Origin of the sequence: Leifsonia poae (assembly GCF_050632195.1) — a bacterium.
Taxonomy (GTDB): domain Bacteria; phylum Actinomycetota; class Actinomycetes; order Actinomycetales; family Microbacteriaceae; genus Leifsonia; species Leifsonia poae_C.
Window position 1 is genome coordinate 2,766,792 of sequence record NZ_CP192580.1, and the last position, 18,671, is coordinate 2,785,462.

Sequence of the window (18,671 nt, forward strand, 5' to 3'; positions counted from 1 at the left end):
CTCGAGGTCACAGCACGTCCTCCGCGAGGGCGGCGCCGGTCTTCGGTCCGGAGAAGTCGTCCTCGCCGGGCTCCGGCTCCTCCTCGCGCATCTTGCGGAGGTTGAAGCGGCGGTGGCGCGGGTCGAACGCGTCGCGCATCCCGTCGCCGACGAAGTTGACGAGCAGCGCCAGAGTGACGATGAACGCACCGGGCCACCAGAACAGCCACGGCCGGGTCTGGAACGCGGACTGGTTCGAGCTGATGAGCAGACCGAGCGACACATCCGGCGGCCGGATACCGTAGCCGAGGAACGACAGCGCGGTCTCGAGCAGGATGGCCGAGGCCATGATCAGGGTCGATGCCACGATGACGACGCCGATGGCGTTCGGCAGGATGTGCTTGAAGATGATGCGGGTGTCCGACGCACCGGCGACGCGCGCCGCCTCGACGAACTCGCGCTCACGCAGCGAGAGGAACTCGCCTCGCACCAGACGGGCGATGCCCATCCACGAGAACAGACCGAGCATCACCGCGAGCACCGGGGCTCCGAGTCCGCCGGCGAAGTGACCGACGACCGAGCCGATGACCAGCGCGGGGATGACGATGAACACGTCTGTGATGCGCATCAGGACCGCGTCGGTGACGCCGCGGAAGTAGCCCGCGACAGCGCCGACGACGACACCGAGCACACTCGCGATGACACCGATGACGATCATCACGAGAACCGAGTTCTGGATGCCGCGCATCGTCAACGCGAAGTAGTCCTTGCCGATGCGGTCCTGGCCGAACGGGTGCTCCCAACTGGGGGCGCCGCGGGCGACCTGGTCGTTCAGCTCCTTGTAGTCGTACTTCCACCATCCGTGGATCGGGCCGATGCCGATCGCTGAGATGGAGAACGCGATGATCAGCACGAACAGGATGACGCTGATGACAGCGAGCCTGTTCGACAGGAATCGTCGCCAGATGAGCCTGCCCTGGCTGACCGGCGGTGCGGTCGGGGCCTGGAGCTCGTCGGGAATCATTTCAGAGGTCGACATCAGCGGACCCTCACTCTCGGGTCGAGCGCGGCGTATGCGAGGTCGGCGAGGAAGTTGAACAGAATCGCCATGGCCGCGATGATCACGAAGTACGCCATCACGGGGTTGAGGTCACCGCGGGCGAGGCCTGCGTTGAACAGCGAGCCCATTCCGGGGATCGCGAAGACCTTCTCCGTGATGATCGCACCACCGAGGAGCGCTCCCACGTCGAAGGCGACGAGGGTCGTGATCGGGATGAGCATGTTGCGGAACGCGTGACGCACGATGACCGTGCGCTCCGGCAGCCCCTTGGCGCGCGCGGTGCGAATGAAGTCCTGGTTGAGGACTTCGAGCATTCCAGCGCGTGAGTATCGCGTGTACGACGCGAACGAGATGAGCAGCAGCGCCACGGTGGGCAGCGCGAGGTGGGTGAACGTGTCGAGCCCGGTCACCCAGATGTCGCCCGTGAGACCGGGGGTCGACGAGCCGACGGTCGCGATGGGGCGTCCGTTGGTGGCGTTGAAGTACTCGGGCCACGCCTGCATGAAGCGGTCGAGCAGCACCATGGCACCCGAGACGATCGTCACGATCACACCGACGCGCATGTTCTGACCGCGGTCGTAGCCGCCGACGAAGTAACCGATCGCGAGGCTGACGACGATGGCCACCACGGCGAGGATCACGACGGTCGCGACCGACGAGATGTCGAGCAGCGGCTGCAGCGCGAAGTACGCCACGATCACGATCGCACCGTTGATGCCAGCCGTGATCAGCGCCTTACGGTTCTGGAGTCCGGAGATCAACGCGGTGGTGCCGATCGCCACGGCAGCTGTGACGATGATGATGACCACCGGTCCGAGGCCGGGGTGCAGGAACCAGTCCGTCGCCGACATCAGGATGAGCACGAGGGCCGTCGCTGCGCCGGAGATCGCGAAGGTGGTGAGGCGACGCCTCATGTTCCCGCCGATCAGCGATTGCCAGATCAGACCTGCGACGAGCCCGATCAGCACCGAGACCCACCACGGGATGACCGGATCCGCGAGGAAGTTGTTGAAGCCGATCGCGACGAACTCCTTGAGGAGGACGGCCACGAGGAACGCCGGCAGCGAGTACAGGAAGAAGCTCAGGAACGTGACGACATTGTCGAGTCCGCTGTACTGACGGAGGGCGGTGACGATTCCGATGGTGACACCGAGCAGAACCGCGAGGATGAGGGCGAGTGTGACGAGCTGCACCGTCGAGGCGAGAGCCTGCGGCAGGATGTCGACGACCTGGGCGTTCGAAATGGTGGAGCCGAGGTCGCACGCATTCGCGAATGGAATGAGGCACTTCGCAGCGCCGCCGAGCCAGAAGAGCCACCGCAACGGGGGCGGGACATCCAGCTGGAGGAGTTCGACGCGGGCTGCGATCAGCTGCGTCTTGTTCGGGGAGTTACTGCTGCGAAGGTCCATGAGCGGGTCGACGCTGTATGCGACCAGCATGTACATCAGGAACGACGCGGCGATGATGATGAGCACTGAGACCAGAAGACGTCTCAGGATGAAACTCGCCATAGGTGGGGAACCTCACTGACACAACGCGCCATTGGCTGCTGACCGGGCCGGAGCTGATCGGGCGCGTTTCGGGGTGGGCGAACGGATCTCGTTCACCGTTACATGATACGGGGCGCCGACACTGCCGGCGCCCCGCCGCAGAATGGGTGCCCGAGGTTCGCCCGGGCACCCATTGCTGTGGAGATATTACTTACTGCTGGACTTTACCGACCACTCCCAGAAGTTCCAGAAGGGTCCGTTCTGGTTGCCCATGTACTTCACGCCATCGACGCGAGCGTTGACACCGAACACACCGGGCAGCTGGAAGAGCGGCAGGCCATAACCATCGGCGAAGGTCTGCTTGTCGATCTGCTGCTCCAGCTTGACCAGCTCGTCAGTGTCGAGCGTGGTCTGCGTCTTGATCGCGAGGTCGTTCGTGCCCTGGTAACGGTTGTAGTTACCGCCACCGGCGCTGGAGAACAGCTGCGGGATCTGCGTGGTACCTGCACCGGGGCTGATCCAGCCGAACAGCGAGGCGTCGTAGTTGCCACCCGGGAGGAGCGTGCTCCAGTCGGGCGATCCGGCGTCCTCGACCTTGATCCCGGCCTTGGCAGCCGAGGCCTGAATGGCCTGGAACTCGTCGACACGGTTCGGGTTGTTCGTGTTGTACAGGATCCGCACCGACGGGGTCGCGCCGGCCAGCAGGGCCTTCGCACCTTCGATGTCGACCTTGTTGTACTTGTCCGACCCGTTCTGCTTGACCGATGCCGCGTAGTCGTCCTGGCTGGGGAGCCAGATCTGCGAGTTCAGAACTTCGGCCTTCGGGTTCACCGGGGTGACGATCGAGTCGAGGATCTGCTGACGCGGGATGGTCTTCAGGAACGCCTCACGCACCTTCGGGTCCTGGAACACGGTCGAGCCGAAGTTCAGGTCGAGGTGGTCGTAGGAGACCTGGTCGCCGGTGAGCACCTTCGCGCTGGTCGCCTTGAGGGCGGTCAGGGTGTCGGCGGACGCCTGCGGGTTGATGATGTCGACCTCACCGTTCTGCAGAGCGGTGACCTGGGCGTTGGCGTCCGGGATGATGCGGAAGACGATCTTGTCCACGTTCGGCTTCAGTCCACCGTCGTAGTACTTGTTCTTCGACATGGTGATCGACTGGCCGGGGGTCCAGGCCGAGACGTAGAACGGGCCCGAGGAGACGAGCAGGTCCTTGTCGGTCGGGAACGCCGTGATGTCGTAACCGGTGTTGACGAAGTCCGCAGCCTTCTTCAGGGTCGCGTCCGGCGCAGCCGGGCTGGACTTGTCACCCTTGGGCAGACCCTTCAGCAGCTTGGTCAGGTCAGCGGCCGAGGACAGGCCCGCCTTCTTGGCCACGATGTGCGCAGGCTGCGCGATCGGGTTGACGAGCTCCCAGTCCACGTAGGGCGTGGAGTACTTCAGGGTGATCGACGTGTTGTCGTCGCCGACGGTCGGGAACGCGGTCGCGTCGACACCGGCGGTCGAACCCGCGATGCTGAAGTACTGGGTCCCCGAGGTGACCTTGCCTTCGTCGTCGAGGGTCGCCGAGTCGTAGTAACCGGACGCGATCGCCCAGCCGAGGACCAGGTCATCAGCCGTGATGGGCTGGCCGTCGGACCACTTGTCGTTCTTGTTGAGCGTGTACTTGACGGTCAGCGGGTCGTCCGAGGTCTTCTCGTACTTTCCGAACTTGTCGTCGTGGACGATCTTGAAGTTGTTGTCGATGTACTGGAAACCAGTGCCATACGAACCGTTCAGGTAACCGACCTGGCCGTTGGTGTCCAGGTTGCCCTGAGGAGTCTGCGAGTTCAGCGACGTGAGGTCGTTGACGACGGCGACGGTGACGGTGCCGCCTGTGGCGGCCGTCGAACCCGACGTGCTCCCGGACGTGGTGCAGGCCGACAGTGCCAGAGCCGCGACGCCCGCAAGAGCGACGGCGCTGACCGTGTACCTGGCCTTTCTTCCCTTGATGTGCAATGTTCCTCCTGTGCGAAGTGTGCGACGGCATAGGCGTGCGAGCGTGCCTGGACCGCGCGGGATAAGAATGACTGTAAGTAGCTGTGGCAGCGAATGCAAAACCGGGCACGAAAACGTTACACAGTGGTAACTCAGTTGGTGGAAATTTGCACCAAGCACAGGAAAACGAGGTTTTTGGCGCGTGCCACGCAACGAAACGCGTGGTTCCCCCGGTATATCGACAAATTGCGCCCCGAATGGGGCACGTTCCCCCGCCTGGCAGGATGCATTCATGAGCCCTGAGACCCGCTGGTCCGCTGAAGTCCCTGTCGCCCGCGGCGAACGTGCACGCCTGTGGTGGGAGATCGCGATCGTTCTCGGTCTGTCGCTCGGCGCATCCGCCGTCTATTCGATCGTCTCGATCGTCGCGCGCGTGACGGACAAGACACCGCTCGCCGACCAGTCCGCGGCTGTGAATCCTTCGCAGAGCACCCGCGAATGGCTCGACTTCACATACCAGTTCCTCGGCAATCTCTTTCCGCTGTTCGCGGTGGCGTTGGTCATCTTCCTGCTCTGGCGCAAGGACCTGACCGGATTCCGCCGGGTCGGCCTCGACTTCACCCGTCCCGCACGTGACCTGGGCGGCGGGATGCTGCTCTTCCTGGCCATCGGGATCCCCGGCATCCTGCTCTACGCTCTCGGGCGCGTGCTCGGCATCACCGTTCAGGTGCAGGCCTCACCGCTCGACTCGCACTGGTGGACCATTCCCATCCTGGTCTTCGCCGCCGTGCGTGCCGCCCTCCAGGAGGAAGTCATCATCGTCGGCTACCTCTTCACCCGGCTGCGTCAGCTCGGGTGGGGAAAGTGGACGATCATCCTGTCGGCCGCCGCCCTGCGTGGGAGTTACCACCTGTACCAGGGCTTCGGCCCGTTCATCGGCAACGCCATCATGGGCATCGTCTTCGGCTGGTGCTACACGCGGTGGGGACGGGTGATGCCGCTCGTCGTCGCGCACGCTGTCATCGACATCGTCTCGTTCGTCGGCTACCCGCTCGCGGTCGCCTGGTGGCCCGGAATCTTCGGCTGACGCGACTTCCACCATTGCTGTAAAGAACGGCCCCGAATCGCCGCCTGCTCATTCGAGCAGACGAGGATCCGGGGCCGGTCTCAAGATGCTTCGTGCCTAAGCGAACGCCTCCGGCGGCGGGCAAGCGCAGAACAGATTGCGGTCGCCCCAGGCCTGATCGATGCGTCGCACGGGCGGCCAATACTTGTTGCGCACGAGGCTCGGCACCGGATACACGGCCTGCTCTCGGCTGTACGCGTGCTCCCACTCCCCCACGATGACCGTCTCGGCCGTGTGCGGAGCGTTCCGCAGAGGGTTGTCGTCGACCGGCCAGTCGCCGGCGGCGACCGCATCCGCCTCGGCTTTGATCGAGACCATCGCCGTGACGAAGCGGTCGAGCTCGCCCAGGTCTTCGCTCTCGGTCGGCTCGACCATGAGGGTTCCCGGGACCGGGAAGCTCATCGTCGGCGCGTGGAAGCCGAAGTCGATGAGCCGCTTGGCCACGTCGTCGACGGTCACCCCGGTCGCCTCGGTGAGCGGACGCAGGTCGAGGATGCACTCGTGCGCGACGAGCCCGTTGTCACCGGCGTACAGAACGGGGAAGTGCTCCCGAAGCCGCGCCGCGATGTAGTTGGCCGCGAGCACGGCCGCGCCGGTCGCATCCGTGAGTCCCTGAGCGCCCATCATGCGCACGTAGGCCCAGCTGATCGGCAGGATGCTCGGGCTGCCGTACGCGGCCGCCGAGACCGGTCCCCCGGCGTGCTCGACGCGCTGGGTTCCGTCGCCGCCGGCCAGGTAGTGGTCGGCGCGCTGCGCCATCGGGTGGCCGGGCAGGAACGGCGCAAGGTGGACTTTGGCCGCGACCGGTCCGACGCCGGGGCCGCCGCCGCCGTGCGGGATGCAGAACGTCTTGTGCAGGTTCAGGTGGCTGACGTCGCCGCCGAAGTCGCCGAACCGCGCGTAGCCGAGCAGGGCGTTGAGGTTCGCACCGTCGACGTAGACCTGGCCGCCGGCGTCGTGCACGGACTGCGTGATCGCGACGACCTCGTGCTCGTACACGCCGTGGGTCGACGGGTAGGTGATCATCAACGCGGCGAGGGTGTCGGCGTGCTCCGCGACCTTGGCGCGGAGGTCGTCGAGGTCGACGTTGCCGAGCTCATCGCAGGCCACCACGACGACCGACATGCCCGCGAGAACCGCAGATGCGGCGTTGGTGCCGTGCGCGCTCTGCGGGATGAGGCAGACCGTGCGGTCGACGTCCCCGCGCGAGCGGTGGTAGCCGCGGATCGCGAGCAGGCCGGCGAGCTCGCCCTGGCTGCCCGCGTTCGGCTGCAGCGAGACCGAGTCGTATCCGGTCACGTCGGCCAGCCAGCGCTCGAGCTGGTCGATGAGCTCGAGCGAACCCCGCACATCCTCGATCGGGGCGAACGGATGCAGTCCCGCGAACTCGGGCCAGGTCACCGCCTCCATCTCGGTCGCGGAGTTGAGCTTCATCGTGCAGGAGCCGAGCGGGATCATGCCGCGGTCGAGCGCGTAGTCCTTGTCGGCGAGGTACTTGAGGTACCGCATCATCGCCGTCTCGGAGTGGTGCGTGTTGAAGACCGGGTGCGTCAAGTATGCGCTCTCGCGGGCCAGTGCGGCGTCGAACGACCGGAGGCCGCCGTCGAACGCGACATCGACCGTGTTCTCGCCCGCGCCGAAGACGGCGAGGAGGTCGGCGAAGAGTGTCGAACCAGTTCCGAGGTCGGCGGCGGTCTCCTCGTCGAAGCTGAAGACGACGGTGGTCTCGTCGGAGGAGTGCAGCAGGATGCCGCGCGCGTGCGCCTTAGCCACCGCGTCGGCCGCGTCGGCGACGCGCACCTGGAGTGTGTCGAAGAACGACTCGGACAGCACGTCCACGCCGTGTTCGCGGAGGATCCGGGCGCCGAGAGCCGCAGACGCGTGAACGGTCTGACCGATCGTCCGCAGTCCTCGTGGGCCGTGGTACACCGCGTACATCCCCGCCATCACGGCGAGGAGCACCTGAGCGGTGCAGATGTTTGAGGTGGCCTTCTCGCGACGGATGTGCTGCTCGCGCGTCTGCAGCGTCAGGCGGTATGCGGGCCTGCCGACGGCATCCTGAGACACCCCGACCAGACGGCCGGGAAGCTGACGCTCAAGACCCTTGCGCACGGCCATGTAGCCGGCGTGCGGTCCACCGAAGCCCATCGGGACGCCGAAGCGCTGGGTGGTGCCGACCGCGACATCGGCGCCGAGCTCTCCCGGCGACCGGAGCAGCGTCAGCGCCAGAAGATCGGCCGCGGCGACGACGACCGCACCCTGCGACTTGACGGCGGCGATGACGTCGGTCGGGTCCCAGACCCGCCCCGACGCACCCGGGTACTGCGCGAAGAGACCGAACACGTCGGTCAGCTCGGGGGCGTCAGCGGCCGTCGCTGCAAGGTCGAGCACGACCAGCTCGATTCCGACCGCATCGGCCCGGTTCTGCAGCAGGGCTAGGGTCTGCGGGAACGTGTCGCTGTCGACGACGAACTTCGCCGTCTTGACCTTGGATGCGCGGCGCGCCAGCAGCATCCCCTCGACCACCGCGGTTCCCTCGTCGAGCATCGACGCGTTCGCCGTGTCGAGGCCGGTGAGGTCGGCGACCATCGTCTGGAAGTTGATGAGCGCCTCGAGCCGGCCCTGCGAGATCTCCGGCTGGTACGGCGTGTAAGCGGTGTACCAGCTCGGGTTCTCCAGCACGTTGCGCTTGATGACAGCCGGAGTGATCGTGCCGTAGTACCCGAGCCCGATCATCGAGCGGTTCACGGTGTTGCGCGCGGCGAGACCGCGCAGCTCGCGGAGCGCTGCGCGCTCGGTCGCGGGCGCGGGGAGGATCGACTCGTCGGCCTCGCGGAAGTTGCCGACGCGGATCGACTCGGGCACGGCGGCGGTGACGAGATCGTCGACCGTGTCGTAGCCGAGGGCGGAGAGCATGGCGGTCTGCGCGTCGCCGTCGGTGCCGATGTGACGCGTCTGGAAGAGTTCAGTCATCGTGGAAGAGCGGGCCTCACTCGCCGGTCAGGGCGGAGTATTCGTCAAAGCTGAGCAGGTTGGCGGGCAGCTCGGTGAAGGACACCTTGATGAGCCAGCCCTCGCCGAACGGGTCGGTGTTGACCAGCTCGGGTGCGTCGACGACCGCGGAGTTGGCCTCGACGACCGTGCCGTTCACCGGGGCGAAGAGCTCGCCGACCGACTTGGTCGACTCGATCTCGCCCACGACCTTGCCCTCGGCGAGGTCGCTTCCTCCTCGGGCAGCTCGACGAACACGACGTCACCGAGCTTCTCGGCGGCGTACGCGGTGATGCCGACGGTCGCGGTGTCGCCGTCGACGAGGATCCACTCGTGTTCGGCGGTGTACTTCAACTCCTGGGGAGCGGCCATGGCTACTTCTTCTTTCTGCTGTAGAAGGGGAGGGCGGTGACGGTGAAGCCGAGGCGGCTGCCGCGGACGTCGACGTGCAGTTCGGTTCCGGGGCGCGCGAACCGCGGTGAGACGTACGCCATCGCGATCGGCACGCCGATGGTGGGTGAGAGTGCTCCGGATGTGACGACGCCGACGGACTCGTCGGCCCCCGTCGTTCCGTCGGCGGCGTACACGGGGTAACCGGCGCGCGCTGCGCGCTTGCCGTGCCCCATGAGTCCGACGAGAACGGGAGCGAACGCATCCGGACCCAGCTCGCTGGCGTTGCGGCCGACGAAGTCGGTCTCCTTGGCGAGGTTCACGACGCGACCGAGGCCGGCCTGCGCGGGGTAGGTCTCGGTGTTGAGCTCGTGACCATACAGGGGCATGCCCGCCTCGAGGCGCAGGGTGTCGCGGCTGGCGAGGCCCGCCGGCACGAGCCCTTGCTCCTTGCCCGCCTCGAGCAGCGCATCCCACAACGCCTTCGCATTGTCTGGAGCCGTGTAGAGCTCGAAGCCGTCTTCGCCCGTGTAGCCGGTGCGTGCGATGAGCACGGGATGCGCCTCGAACAGCGCAGGAAGCGACCAGTAGTACTTGAGGGCGCCGAGGCGTTCGCCGAAGTCGTCGCCGTCGTAGTGGCCGCCCTCGACGGCGAAGCCTTCGGTGGCCAGCAGGATGGACAGGCTGGCCGGGCCCTGCACCGCGATGAGCGCGATGTCGTCGCTCTCATCGAACACCTCGGTGTCGAAGGGCGCGGTGCGGTCGCGGAGCTCCTCGACCACCTCGTCGCGGTTCGCGGCGTTGGCGACGACCATGTAGCGGTCCTCGCCGGTGCGGTACACGACCAGGTCGTCGACGATACCGCCCGACCGGGACAACAGGAGGCTGTACTTGGCCTGGTCGTCGGAGATGCTGGACAACTTTCCGGCGAGCGCGTAGTCGAGCGCCTGCCCGGCCTCTGGTCCGATCAGCACGATCTCGGCCATGTGGGACAGGTCGAACAGGCCTGCCGCGTTGCGAACGGCATGGTGCTCGGCGAGATCGCTCGAGTAGCGCACGGGCATCTGCCAGCCGGCGAAGTCGGTGAACGATGCTCCGGCGGCCACGTGGGCGTCATGCAGGGGTGAGTGGCGTTCCGAGTCTTGCGAGGTCATGAGTTCTCCGGTTCCGCCGGCCGTCGCCGGGAGTTGGGCGCGCCTTGCGGCTGCGTGAGAACTCCCCCTCTGTCATCCGGCCTGAGAGTTTCACCGCACAGGAGGCGCGGCTTTCACCTTGGGCGAGAGCGGCGATGGTGTCGCCTCTCTACTTTTCAGAGTGGCCAGTTCGATGCGGTACGCGTACCTGAGAGATTGTCGGGGAGGATTGCTCCTTCGGTGCCGGTGACGCACGCTCGCGCGCTCCGGCTCTCCCGCATCGACTTCGGTGGCCCAGTATTCAGTTGCACTCGCTCACCCGCGCGTGCGCGGATACCCCTGAAGCATATCGGACCGGGAACCGGCTCGCGCACAGCCCGGTTTGGAGTTCTGGTCCGAGTGACACTAAGATGGCCGGTACTTAGAGTCACAGTGACCTTTAGGCCGGACGGAGCGACGGATGTCGTCGAACGAGCAGGGCAGGGAACGCGTCAGCGCGGTGCTGGCTGTCTCGACCGTGATCTTCGCGCTACGCAAAGACGAGGCTACCGATGACCTGGCGAGCCTGTGGCTGCCGCTGGTGCGGCGCATCCGGGAGCCGTTCGAGGGATGCTGGGCGCTGCCCGGCGGGCCGCTTCACCTCGACGAAGACCTGGCCTTCGCCGCCGCACGCACGCTGCGCGACACCACCGGGCTGACGCCCCGCTATCTCGAACAGCTCTACGCGTTCGGCGATGCGACGCGTTCGCCCGCTGCGGAGCGTGTCGTCTCGATCGTGTACTGGGCCCTGGTGCGCAGCGAGGAGGCCGCCCTCGCGAGCGTCGGCGAGAACGTGCAGTGGTTCGCCGCCGACGATCTGCCTCCCTGGCCTTCGACCACAACCTGATCGTGCAATACGCGCTCTGGCGCCTGCGAACCAAGATGGAGTACAGCCGAATCGCGCACGCCTTCCTCGGCGAGACCTTCACGCTCGCCCAGCTGCGCGAGGTGCACGAAGCCGTTCTCGGCCGGCCGCTCGACCCGGCCAACTTCCGGCGCAGCATCGAGTCCTCCGACGCCGTCGTTGCGACCGATCAGTATCTGACCGGCACACCGCACCGTCCCCCGCGGCTCTACCGCTACAACGACTCCATCGACCTCGCCGACCAGGGACCGCTCCCCGTCAGCAGCATCCGTTCGAGAGAAGAAGAGAAGAATGAGCATCACCGCATCGGTCGACACCACCATCCAGCTCATCGCAACGGGCGAGCTCGACGGCGAGACCTGCACCCCAGACCTCGTGGACAGCCCGTGGGTCTTCGACCTGCAGGAGCCGTCGTACGGACCGGGGGCCTCCATGGCAGATCCCATCCCCGCGTCGACGCCGCGGCAGGGCGAGCTGCCCGAGGAGTACCGCACGGCCAGCAAGGAGGAGCTGCACGACCGCATCCTGGCGGCCAAGGCGACGCTCGGCGACCGGGTCGTGACTCTGGGGCACTTCTACCAGCGGGACGAGGTGGTGCAGTACGCGGACTTCGTCGGTGACTCGTTCCAACTGGCGAATGCGGCCAAGGCCAAGCCGGAAGCCGAGGCGATCGTCTTCTGCGGAGTGCACTTCATGGCCGAGACCGCCGACATCATCTCCCGTCCCGAGCAGGCGGTCATCCTGCCCAACCTGGCTGCGGGATGCTCGATGGCCGACATGGCCGACATCGACTCGGTGACCGAGTGCTGGGAGCAGCTAGAGGAGCTGTACGGCACCGAGCCGGATGCGGACGGCCGGGTTCCGGTCATCCCCGTCACGTACATGAACTCCTCGGCGGCGCTCAAGGGGTTCTGCGGTGAGCACGGCGGCATCGTCTGCACCTCGTCGAACGCCGAGACCGTCCTGAAGTGGGCGTTCGAGCGCGGGCAGCGCGTTCTGTTCTTCCCCGACCAGCACCTCGGCCGCAACACGGCCAAGGCGATGGGCGTGCCGGTGGAGCAGATGCCGTTGTGGAACCCGCGCAAGGCGTTCGGCGGCAACGACACCGACGCGCTGACGGATGCGCGGGTCATCCTCTGGCACGGCTTCTGCTCGGTGCACAAGCGCTTCACGGTCGGCCAGATCGACCGGGCCCGGGTGCAGTATCCGGATGTGCGCGTGATCGTGCACCCCGAATGCCCGATGGAGGTCGTCGACGCGGCAGACGAATACGGCTCGACCGACTACATCGTCAAGGCGATCGCGGCGGCGCCGGCAGGCTCGACATTCGCGATCGGCACCGAGATCAACCTCGTGCAGCGGTTGGCGGCCGAGTACCCGCAGCACACCATCTTCTGCCTCGACTCGGTGGTGTGCCCGTGCTCGACGATGTACCGCATCCACCCCGGCTACCTCGCCTGGGTGCTCGAGGGGCTGGTGCGCGGCGAGGTGCTCAACCAGATCACGGTCGGCGCCGACGTCGCCGAGCCGGCACGTGTAGCGCTGGAGCGGATGCTCGCCGCGCGACCCGACACCACCATGGCGGCCTGACATGGCCCGCGTCGTGGTGGTCGGCAGCGGGGTCGCCGGCCTGGTAGCGGCCCTCGAAGCAAGCCGCACGCACGAGGTCACCGTCGTGACCAAGTCGGAGCTCGCTGAGAGCAACACCGCGTACGCGCAGGGCGGGATCGCCGCTGCGGTGTTCGCGGACGACAGCGTCGAGTCGCACATCGCCGACACGATGAGTGCCGGTGCAGGCCTGAATGTGCGGGAGGCGGTGGAGGTGCTCTGCGCGGCGGGGCCGGCGCGCATCCGGGACCTCATCGCGTTCGGGGTCGCCTTCGACCGATCGGGTGACGAGTTGGCTCGGGGGCTCGAAGCGGCGCACTCGCACGCGCGGGTGCTGCACGCCGGCGGAGACGCGACGGGTGCCGAGATCGAGCGGGCTCTGGTGCGCGCGGTGCGGGCCTCGGCGGCGCGGATCGTCGAGCACGCGTTCCTGACGGAGATCGTCGTCGACGACGGCGCCGTCCGCGGAGTCGAGGTGCTGCAGCACGGCGCTACCGAGGCGCTCGAAGCCGACGCCGTCATCCTCGCGAGCGGCGGCGCGGGTCAGCTCTATTCGCACACGACCAACCCGGCGGTGACGACCGGTGATGGGGTCGCCGCGGCTTGGCGCGCAGGTGCGGCGCTCGCAGACCTCGAGTTCTACCAGTTTCACCCGACCGCCCTGGCCATCCCGGGATCGTTCCTGGTGTCCGAGGCGGTGCGCGGCGAGGGTGCCGTGCTGCGCAACGCCGCGGGCGAGCGGTTCATGGTCGACGTGCATCCCGAAGCCGAGCTCGCTCCACGCGATGTCGTGGCCCGCGGGATCGCGGTCGAGATGGCCGCGCAGGAGGATCTCCCGTGTTCCTCGACGCGACGGCCCTTGGCTCAGAGTTTCTGGCACGGCGGTTCCCGACGATCGACGCGGCGTGCCGGGCTGCGGGGATCGACTGGTCCACGCAGTGGGTTCCGGTGACGCCGGCCGCGCACTATTGGATGGGCGGCGTGGCGACCGACACGCGCGGACGAACAACCGTGCCCGGGCTATATGCCGTGGGTGAGGTCGCCTGCACGGGTGCTCACGGGGCGAACCGGCTCGCGTCGAACTCGCTTCTGGAGAGCCTGGTGTTCGCTTTCCGTGCGGCGGAAGATCTTGCCGACGGTGTTCCCACGGGGTGGGATCGGGGCGGCCCCGAGTGGCTCGCGGGCGCTGATGGTGGCGTGGACCCCGCTCTTGCGGTTTCTGAGCGACCCGACGCGACTCTCGTTCCGCGGGATGCGCTGCGCGCGCTGATGTGGACCACCGCGGGCGTGCACCGCACACGCGAGACGCTTGAGGCCGCGGCTTCGACGCTCGCCGGATGGCGCGCATCCGGAGACCCGCTGGCGACCCGCGCCGAGCGCGAGGACGGCAACCTGCTCGACCTCGCGCGACTCGTGGTGTCGTCAGCGCTGGTGCGTGAGGAGTCTCGCGGCGCCCACTTCCGATCGGACTTCCCCTATTCGACAGACGGCGTCGCGCACCACTCGGTGCGCGCATCCGTCGCCCATACCGAGGTGACCGTTCCATGCTGACCGACCAGATCATCGAGACCGTCGTGAGGGCCGCCCTGCTCGAGGACGCGCCGTGGGGCGATCTGACCTCGCAACTGCTCATTCCCGAAACGGCATATGCCAGTGCCCGACTGGCCGCGCGGGAGCCGGGCACCTTCTCCGGAGGCGCCGTCTTCACCGCGGCGATGAAGCTCACCGACCCGACGATCGTCGTCGACCTCGCGCTCGAGGACGGCGGCCGATTCGAGGCCGGCGACACTCTCGCGTCGGTGAGCGGACCGGCTCGTTCTGTGCTCCAGGCCGAGCGTGTCGCCCTCAACCTCGTGCAGCGGATGAGCGGCATCGCGACCCTGACGGCCAGCTACGTCGCCGAGATCGCGCACACCTCCGCGCGCATCGTGGATACCCGCAAGACCACTCCCGGTCTGCGGGCGTTCGAACGGCACGCCGTTCGGTCGGGAGGCGGGCACAACCACCGCTTCTCGCTCTCGGATGCGGTGATGGCCAAGGACAATCACCTGGCCGTACTCACGGCGCAGTCCGGGCTGAGCGTGACGGATGCGCTGCTCGCCGTGCGCGCGCAGCTCTCCCACACCACCCACCTCGAGGTCGAGGTCGACCGGATCGACCAGCTCGGCCCGGTGCTCGCCGCGGGGGTCGACACGATCATGCTCGACAACTTCACGCTCGACGGGCTCCGCGAGGGCGTCGAGATCATTGCCGGGCGCGCGATCGTGGAGGCCAGCGGCAACGTGAACCTCGGAACGGTTCGCGACATCGCCGAGACGGGTGTGGACGTGATCTCGGTCGGCGCGCTGACGCACAGCGTGCGCTCGCTCGACCTGGGTCTGGACGTTGTCGTGGATGCGGCTGCAGGCCCGGGCGCTGTGGCCTCGGGCGCCGAGGAGCCGACCGCGCCGTGATCTACCTCGATGCGGCGGCGACCTCGGCGGTGCGCCGCGAGGTGCTCGAAGCGATGTGGCCGTACCTGACCGGCGACTTCGGCAATCCCTCGAGCCATCACACGGTGGGCGAGTCGGCGGCGCGTGCGCTGGCGGATGCGCGAGCATCCGTCGCCCAGTGGCTCGGCTGCCGCCCGGCGGAGGTGACGTTCACCTCGGGAGGAACGGAGGCGGACAACCTCGCGATCAAAGGCATCGCGTTGGCGAATCCGCGCGGGCGCCACATCGTGACGACGCCGATCGAGCACGAAGCCGTGCTGGAGTCGGTCGACTATCTCGTGAGACTGCACGGCTTCGAGGTGACATTCCTCCCGGTCGACGCCGACGGTCTCGTTTCCGTCGCCGACCTCGAGGCGGCGCTGCGCGACGACACGACTCTCGTGAGCGTGATGCTCGCCAACAACGAGGTGGGCACAGTGCAGCCGATCGCCGAGCTCGCGGCGATCGCGCACGCCCGCCGCATCCTTTTCACACCGATGCGGTTCAGGCGGCAGGCTGGCTCGACCTCGACGTCCGCGAACTGGGCGTGGACGCGCTCAGCGTCTCCGGCCACAAGATCGGCGCGCCCAAAGGGGTGGGCGCGCTCTACGTGCGCGGGCGCATCCCGATCGAACCGGTGCTGCACGGCGGCGGCCAGGAGCGGGGTCGCCGATCGGGAACCGAGAACGTGGCTGGTGCCGTGGCCCTTGCGACGGCGGCGCGCCCGACGATGGCCGACCGGCAATCGAACGTGCAGCGAGCGACGACGGCCCGCGACGCGTTCGTCTCTGCCGTGCTCTCAGCGGTTCCGGATGCGCGGCTCACGGGCCACCCGTCGTCGCGCCTCCCCGGGACGGCGTCCTTCGTCTTCCCCGGCACGAACGGCGAGGCGGTGCTGCTCGAGCTGGAGCGTCGGGGCGTCGTCTCGTCAAGCGGATCGGCGTGCGCGGCCGGGAGCGAGGACGCCTCCCACGTGCTGCTCGCCCTCGGCTATCCCGAAGACATCGCGCGTACCGCAGTTCGTTTCTCCTGGGGCGCGGACGTGAGCATCGACCAGCTCGTGGAGGTGGCACCGGCGGTGGCCGATGCCGTGCGCGAGGTGGCTTCGCTGGGGCACTGAACGGACCCAGAACGGGCCTCCAGTAAGCGCCTCCGGTCCCGGATGCGAACGCATAGGTTACGCGGAGAGTGAACGCGGCGAACCAGGCGGCTCGAAGGCCTCCCCCGATGTCGGTGCCCATCGATACTGTGAGGCGCGTGACTGAAAACGCCGCCCCTGCGCCCGAGGCGCTCGCCGACCGCGACTCCGCCACGCCTGACCACACCCGACGCAACAATCGGGTGATCTGGCTGCTGCTCTCTGCCACCTTCGTGGTGATCCTCAACGAGACGATCATGTCGGTGGCCATCCCGCGTCTGATGGACGATCTGCACATCGACGCGGTCGCCGCCCAATGGCTGTCGACGGCGTTCATGCTGACGATGGCCGTGGTCATCCCGATCACGGGATTCCTGCTCCAGCGGTACAGCACCCGCTCCATCTTCATCGCGGCGATGAGCCTCTTCTCGTTGGGCACACTGACCGCGGCCATCGCACCGGGCTTCGAGGTGCTCGTGGTCGCGCGCGTGATCCAGGCCTGCGGCACGGCGATCATGCTCCCCCTGCTGATGACCACGTTGATGACGTTGGTGCCCGCGAACAAGCGCGGCCGCACCATGGGAAACGTCTCGATCGTCATCTCGGTGGCTCCGGCGATCGGCCCGACCATCTCGGGCTTCATCCTGAACTACCTCGACTGGCGCTGGATCTTCCTGATCGTGCTGCCGATCGCCCTGGTCATGCTGCTCATCGGGATCAAGTTCGTGGAGAACGTGACCGAGCCCGAGAAGGTCAAACTCGACGTGCTCTCGGTGATCCTCTCGGCCTTCGGGTTCGGCGGCCTGCTCTACGGGTTGAGCCAGGCCGGCGAGGCAGCATCCGCGGGAGCGGGCGCCGTCACGGGCATGTGGATCTCGATCGGTGTCGGCACCGTGTCCCTCGCGGCGTTCATCCTGCGCCAGATCCTGCTGCAGCGACAGAACCGGGCGCTGCTCGACCTGCGCACATTCAAGTACCCGATCTTCACCGTCGCGATCGTTTTGATGGCGATCAGCACGGCGTCGATGTTCGGCGTGATCATCGTGCTTCCGCTCTATCTGCAGCACGTGCTGAACCTCGACACGCTCGCGACCGGTCTCCTGCTGCTTCCCGGCGGTGTCGTGATGGGTGTGCTCGCACCGTTCGTCGGGCGCCTCTACGACCGGTTCGGGCCGACGCCGCTCGTCGTTCCCGGGTCGATCCTGGTGAGCGCCGTGTTGTGGTGGCTCGCGCTCATCAACGAGCACACATCGCCCTACATGCTACTGGCCGCCCACGTAACCCTGTGCGCGGGGCTGGCGCTGATGTTCACACCGCTGTTCACCGCGGGTCTGGGCGCGGTGGAACCCCATCTCTACTCGCACGCGAGCGCGATCGTCGGCACGGTGCAACAGGTGGCCGGCGCGGCCGGAACCGCGCTGCTGATCGCGGTGCTCTCCGCTCAAACGACCGCGCTGACCGCAGCGGGCGAACCGCTCGACATGGCGACGGCCGGTGGCGTGCGCGCCGCGTTCATGGTGGCCGCGATCATCTCGCTCGTCGCCGTGGTGGGGTCGTTCTTCATCCGCAAGCCGGCGGATGTGCCCGAGGGCGTGTTCGCGCACTGAACGCGCGGCAAGCGAGGAGGCACCATGGCACGGGGAGTCGAAGCATCGACCGTCGATGAGTATCTCAACGCGATGGAGGAGCCCTTCGCGGGAGCCTTGCGAATCGTGCGCGACCGCATCCTGCAGCTGCTGCCCGACGCCGAGCAGGTCACAGCGGAAGTGGATGCGCAGCTCGCGGCAAGGTGAGCATCCTGAGCGGTCGCGGACTCTTCGGCCGACCGGCTAAAGCGGGGCGAGCAGCGCCGTCTGCAGGCGGTCGCTGAGCCCGGGAGGCACATCCACATCGACGGCGAGAGCCTGGATCGCCCGGCTGAAGTAGTTGCGCGCGGCCGCGGCCAGCGTGATGTCGACGATCTCCCGATCGGTGAACCCGACTTCGCGGAGCCGCTGGCTGTCGGCCTCGGTCATCGAGGGCGAATCGCGGCTCACCCGCTCGGCGAACTCCATCATCGCCACCTCAGCATCGCTGAGATCGGCGTCGCGATAGTCGGCGGCGATGCGCACGAGCTGATCCTCGTCGAACAGAGGCACCGATTTGAGCCCGTGGGCGAGCCGGCACGCCTGCGAATGAACACCTTGCGCGGCAGCCAGGGTGACGAGCTCGTAGCGTCGTTTGCCCAGCTGCGATGCGATCGCCCGGACCATCCCCATCCAGGCCAGATAGGCCTCGGGATTCACGGACATGACCTTCGTGTGCGAGGCGACGTAGCCCAGTTCTTTCAGGTCACCCGCATAGCATTCGGCGACGACGCCGGTCGCGTCGTCTTCACTGACAGTCTCGATGATGGACATGTCTTATC

12 protein-coding genes, 4 pseudogenes and 2 riboswitches are annotated in these 18,671 nt (G+C 67.2%); of the genes and pseudogenes, 9 read left to right on the forward strand and 7 right to left on the reverse strand.

The annotated features are described in order from the left end of the window. Window positions 1-7: 7 nt before the first annotated feature. From ACQ86A_RS13995 to ACQ86A_RS14005, 3 genes are all read right to left on the reverse strand, one after another. On the reverse strand, window positions 8-1,018 hold the full coding sequence (locus tag ACQ86A_RS13995) for an ABC transporter permease (protein ID WP_431277595.1): 1,011 nt from the start codon (window positions 1,016-1,018) through the stop codon (window positions 8-10). Continuing rightward, a complete protein-coding gene (locus ACQ86A_RS14000; protein WP_431277596.1) occupies window positions 1,018-2,550 on the reverse strand; it encodes an ABC transporter permease in 1,533 nt (510 codons plus the stop codon). The genes ACQ86A_RS13995 and ACQ86A_RS14000 overlap by 1 nt, the downstream gene beginning before the upstream one ends. A 186-nt stretch (window positions 2,551-2,736) precedes the next feature. Further along, a complete protein-coding gene (locus ACQ86A_RS14005; RefSeq protein ID WP_431277597.1) occupies window positions 2,737-4,524 on the reverse strand; it encodes an ABC transporter family substrate-binding protein in 1,788 nt (595 codons plus the stop codon). Between the two features lie 271 nt (window positions 4,525-4,795). Between ACQ86A_RS14005 and ACQ86A_RS14010 the strand changes: the two genes are divergently transcribed. Beyond that, a complete protein-coding gene (locus tag ACQ86A_RS14010) occupies window positions 4,796-5,590 on the forward strand; it encodes a CPBP family intramembrane glutamic endopeptidase (protein WP_431277598.1) in 795 nt (264 codons plus the stop codon). Window positions 5,591-5,686: 96 nt separating this feature from the next. Here ACQ86A_RS14010 and gcvP read toward each other — a convergent pair whose 3' ends face one another. From gcvP to gcvT, 3 genes and pseudogenes are all read right to left on the reverse strand, one after another. Then, window positions 5,687-8,602, reverse strand: coding sequence for an aminomethyl-transferring glycine dehydrogenase (gcvP, locus tag ACQ86A_RS14015; protein ID WP_431277599.1), 2,916 nt, complete (start codon window positions 8,600-8,602; stop codon window positions 5,687-5,689). A gap of 16 nt (window positions 8,603-8,618) precedes the next feature. Continuing rightward, a pseudogene (gene gcvH / locus ACQ86A_RS14020) lies at window positions 8,619-8,992 on the reverse strand (glycine cleavage system protein GcvH). 2 nt (window positions 8,993-8,994) lie between these two features. Continuing rightward, the gene (gene gcvT, locus ACQ86A_RS14025) at window positions 8,995-10,164 is read right to left on the reverse strand and encodes a glycine cleavage system aminomethyltransferase GcvT (protein WP_431277600.1); all 1,170 of its coding nucleotides are present in this window, start codon (window positions 10,162-10,164) and stop codon (window positions 8,995-8,997) included. A 62-nt stretch (window positions 10,165-10,226) separates the two neighbouring features. Next, window positions 10,227-10,328, reverse strand: a riboswitch (glycine riboswitch). A gap of 1 nt (window position 10,329) precedes the next feature. After that, window positions 10,330-10,431, reverse strand: a riboswitch (glycine riboswitch). 172 nt (window positions 10,432-10,603) lie between these two features. Between gcvT and ACQ86A_RS14030 the strand changes: the two are divergent. From ACQ86A_RS14030 to ACQ86A_RS14065, 8 genes and pseudogenes are all read left to right on the forward strand, one after another. Continuing rightward, window positions 10,604-11,301: pseudogene (locus ACQ86A_RS14030) on the forward strand (NUDIX hydrolase); the annotation flags it as partial. Between the two features lie 37 nt (window positions 11,302-11,338). Further along, window positions 11,339-12,637, forward strand: coding sequence for a quinolinate synthase NadA (gene nadA / locus ACQ86A_RS14035; RefSeq protein WP_431277601.1), 1,299 nt, complete (start codon window positions 11,339-11,341; stop codon window positions 12,635-12,637). 1 nt (window position 12,638) lies between these two features. Then, a pseudogene (locus ACQ86A_RS14040) lies at window positions 12,639-13,684 on the forward strand (FAD-dependent oxidoreductase); the annotation flags it as partial. A 240-nt stretch (window positions 13,685-13,924) separates the two neighbouring features. After that, window positions 13,925-14,206, forward strand: coding sequence for a hypothetical protein (locus ACQ86A_RS14045; RefSeq protein ID WP_431280452.1), 282 nt, complete (start codon window positions 13,925-13,927; stop codon window positions 14,204-14,206). Continuing rightward, window positions 14,200-15,108: a carboxylating nicotinate-nucleotide diphosphorylase gene (gene nadC, locus ACQ86A_RS14050; protein WP_431277602.1), complete on the forward strand. Its 909-nt coding sequence runs from the start codon at window positions 14,200-14,202 to the stop codon at window positions 15,106-15,108. The genes ACQ86A_RS14045 and nadC overlap by 7 nt, the downstream gene beginning before the upstream one ends. Further along, window positions 15,105-16,246, forward strand: a pseudogene (locus ACQ86A_RS14055) (cysteine desulfurase family protein). The gene nadC and the pseudogene ACQ86A_RS14055 overlap by 4 nt, the downstream one beginning before the upstream one ends. A 107-nt stretch (window positions 16,247-16,353) precedes the next feature. Beyond that, window positions 16,354-17,871: an MDR family MFS transporter gene (locus ACQ86A_RS14060; protein ID WP_431277603.1), complete on the forward strand. Its 1,518-nt coding sequence runs from the start codon at window positions 16,354-16,356 to the stop codon at window positions 17,869-17,871. Window positions 17,872-17,895: 24 nt separating this feature from the next. After that, the gene (locus ACQ86A_RS14065; RefSeq protein WP_431277604.1) at window positions 17,896-18,057 is read left to right on the forward strand and encodes a hypothetical protein; all 162 of its coding nucleotides are present in this window, start codon (window positions 17,896-17,898) and stop codon (window positions 18,055-18,057) included. Window positions 18,058-18,093: 36 nt separating this feature from the next. Here ACQ86A_RS14065 and ACQ86A_RS14070 read toward each other — a convergent pair whose 3' ends face one another. After that, the gene (locus ACQ86A_RS14070; protein WP_431277605.1) at window positions 18,094-18,663 is read right to left on the reverse strand and encodes a carboxymuconolactone decarboxylase family protein; all 570 of its coding nucleotides are present in this window, start codon (window positions 18,661-18,663) and stop codon (window positions 18,094-18,096) included. Window positions 18,664-18,671 lie beyond the last annotated feature (8 nt).

Bases quoted from the DNA above. Each gene is read 5' to 3' on its own strand.
- nadA (WP_431277601.1), top strand. From the start codon at position 11,339: ATGAGCATCACCGCATCGGTCGACACCACCATCCAGCTCATCGCAACG.
- ACQ86A_RS14060 (WP_431277603.1), top strand. From the start codon at position 16,354: ATGTCGGTGCCCATCGATACTGTGAGGCGCGTGACTGAAAACGCCGCC.
- gcvP (WP_431277599.1), bottom strand. From the start codon at position 8,602: ATGACTGAACTCTTCCAGACGCGTCACATCGGCACCGACGGCGACGCG.
- ACQ86A_RS14045 (WP_431280452.1), top strand. From the start codon at position 13,925: ATGTGGACCACCGCGGGCGTGCACCGCACACGCGAGACGCTTGAGGCC.
- ACQ86A_RS14000 (WP_431277596.1), bottom strand. From the start codon at position 2,550: ATGGCGAGTTTCATCCTGAGACGTCTTCTGGTCTCAGTGCTCATCATC.
- ACQ86A_RS13995 (WP_431277595.1), bottom strand. From the start codon at position 1,018: ATGTCGACCTCTGAAATGATTCCCGACGAGCTCCAGGCCCCGACCGCA.
- nadC (WP_431277602.1), top strand. From the start codon at position 14,200: ATGCTGACCGACCAGATCATCGAGACCGTCGTGAGGGCCGCCCTGCTC.
- ACQ86A_RS14065 (WP_431277604.1), top strand. From the start codon at position 17,896: ATGGCACGGGGAGTCGAAGCATCGACCGTCGATGAGTATCTCAACGCG.
- ACQ86A_RS14070 (WP_431277605.1), bottom strand. From the start codon at position 18,663: ATGTCCATCATCGAGACTGTCAGTGAAGACGACGCGACCGGCGTCGTC.
- gcvT (WP_431277600.1), bottom strand. From the start codon at position 10,164: ATGACCTCGCAAGACTCGGAACGCCACTCACCCCTGCATGACGCCCAC.
- ACQ86A_RS14010 (WP_431277598.1), top strand. From the start codon at position 4,796: ATGAGCCCTGAGACCCGCTGGTCCGCTGAAGTCCCTGTCGCCCGCGGC.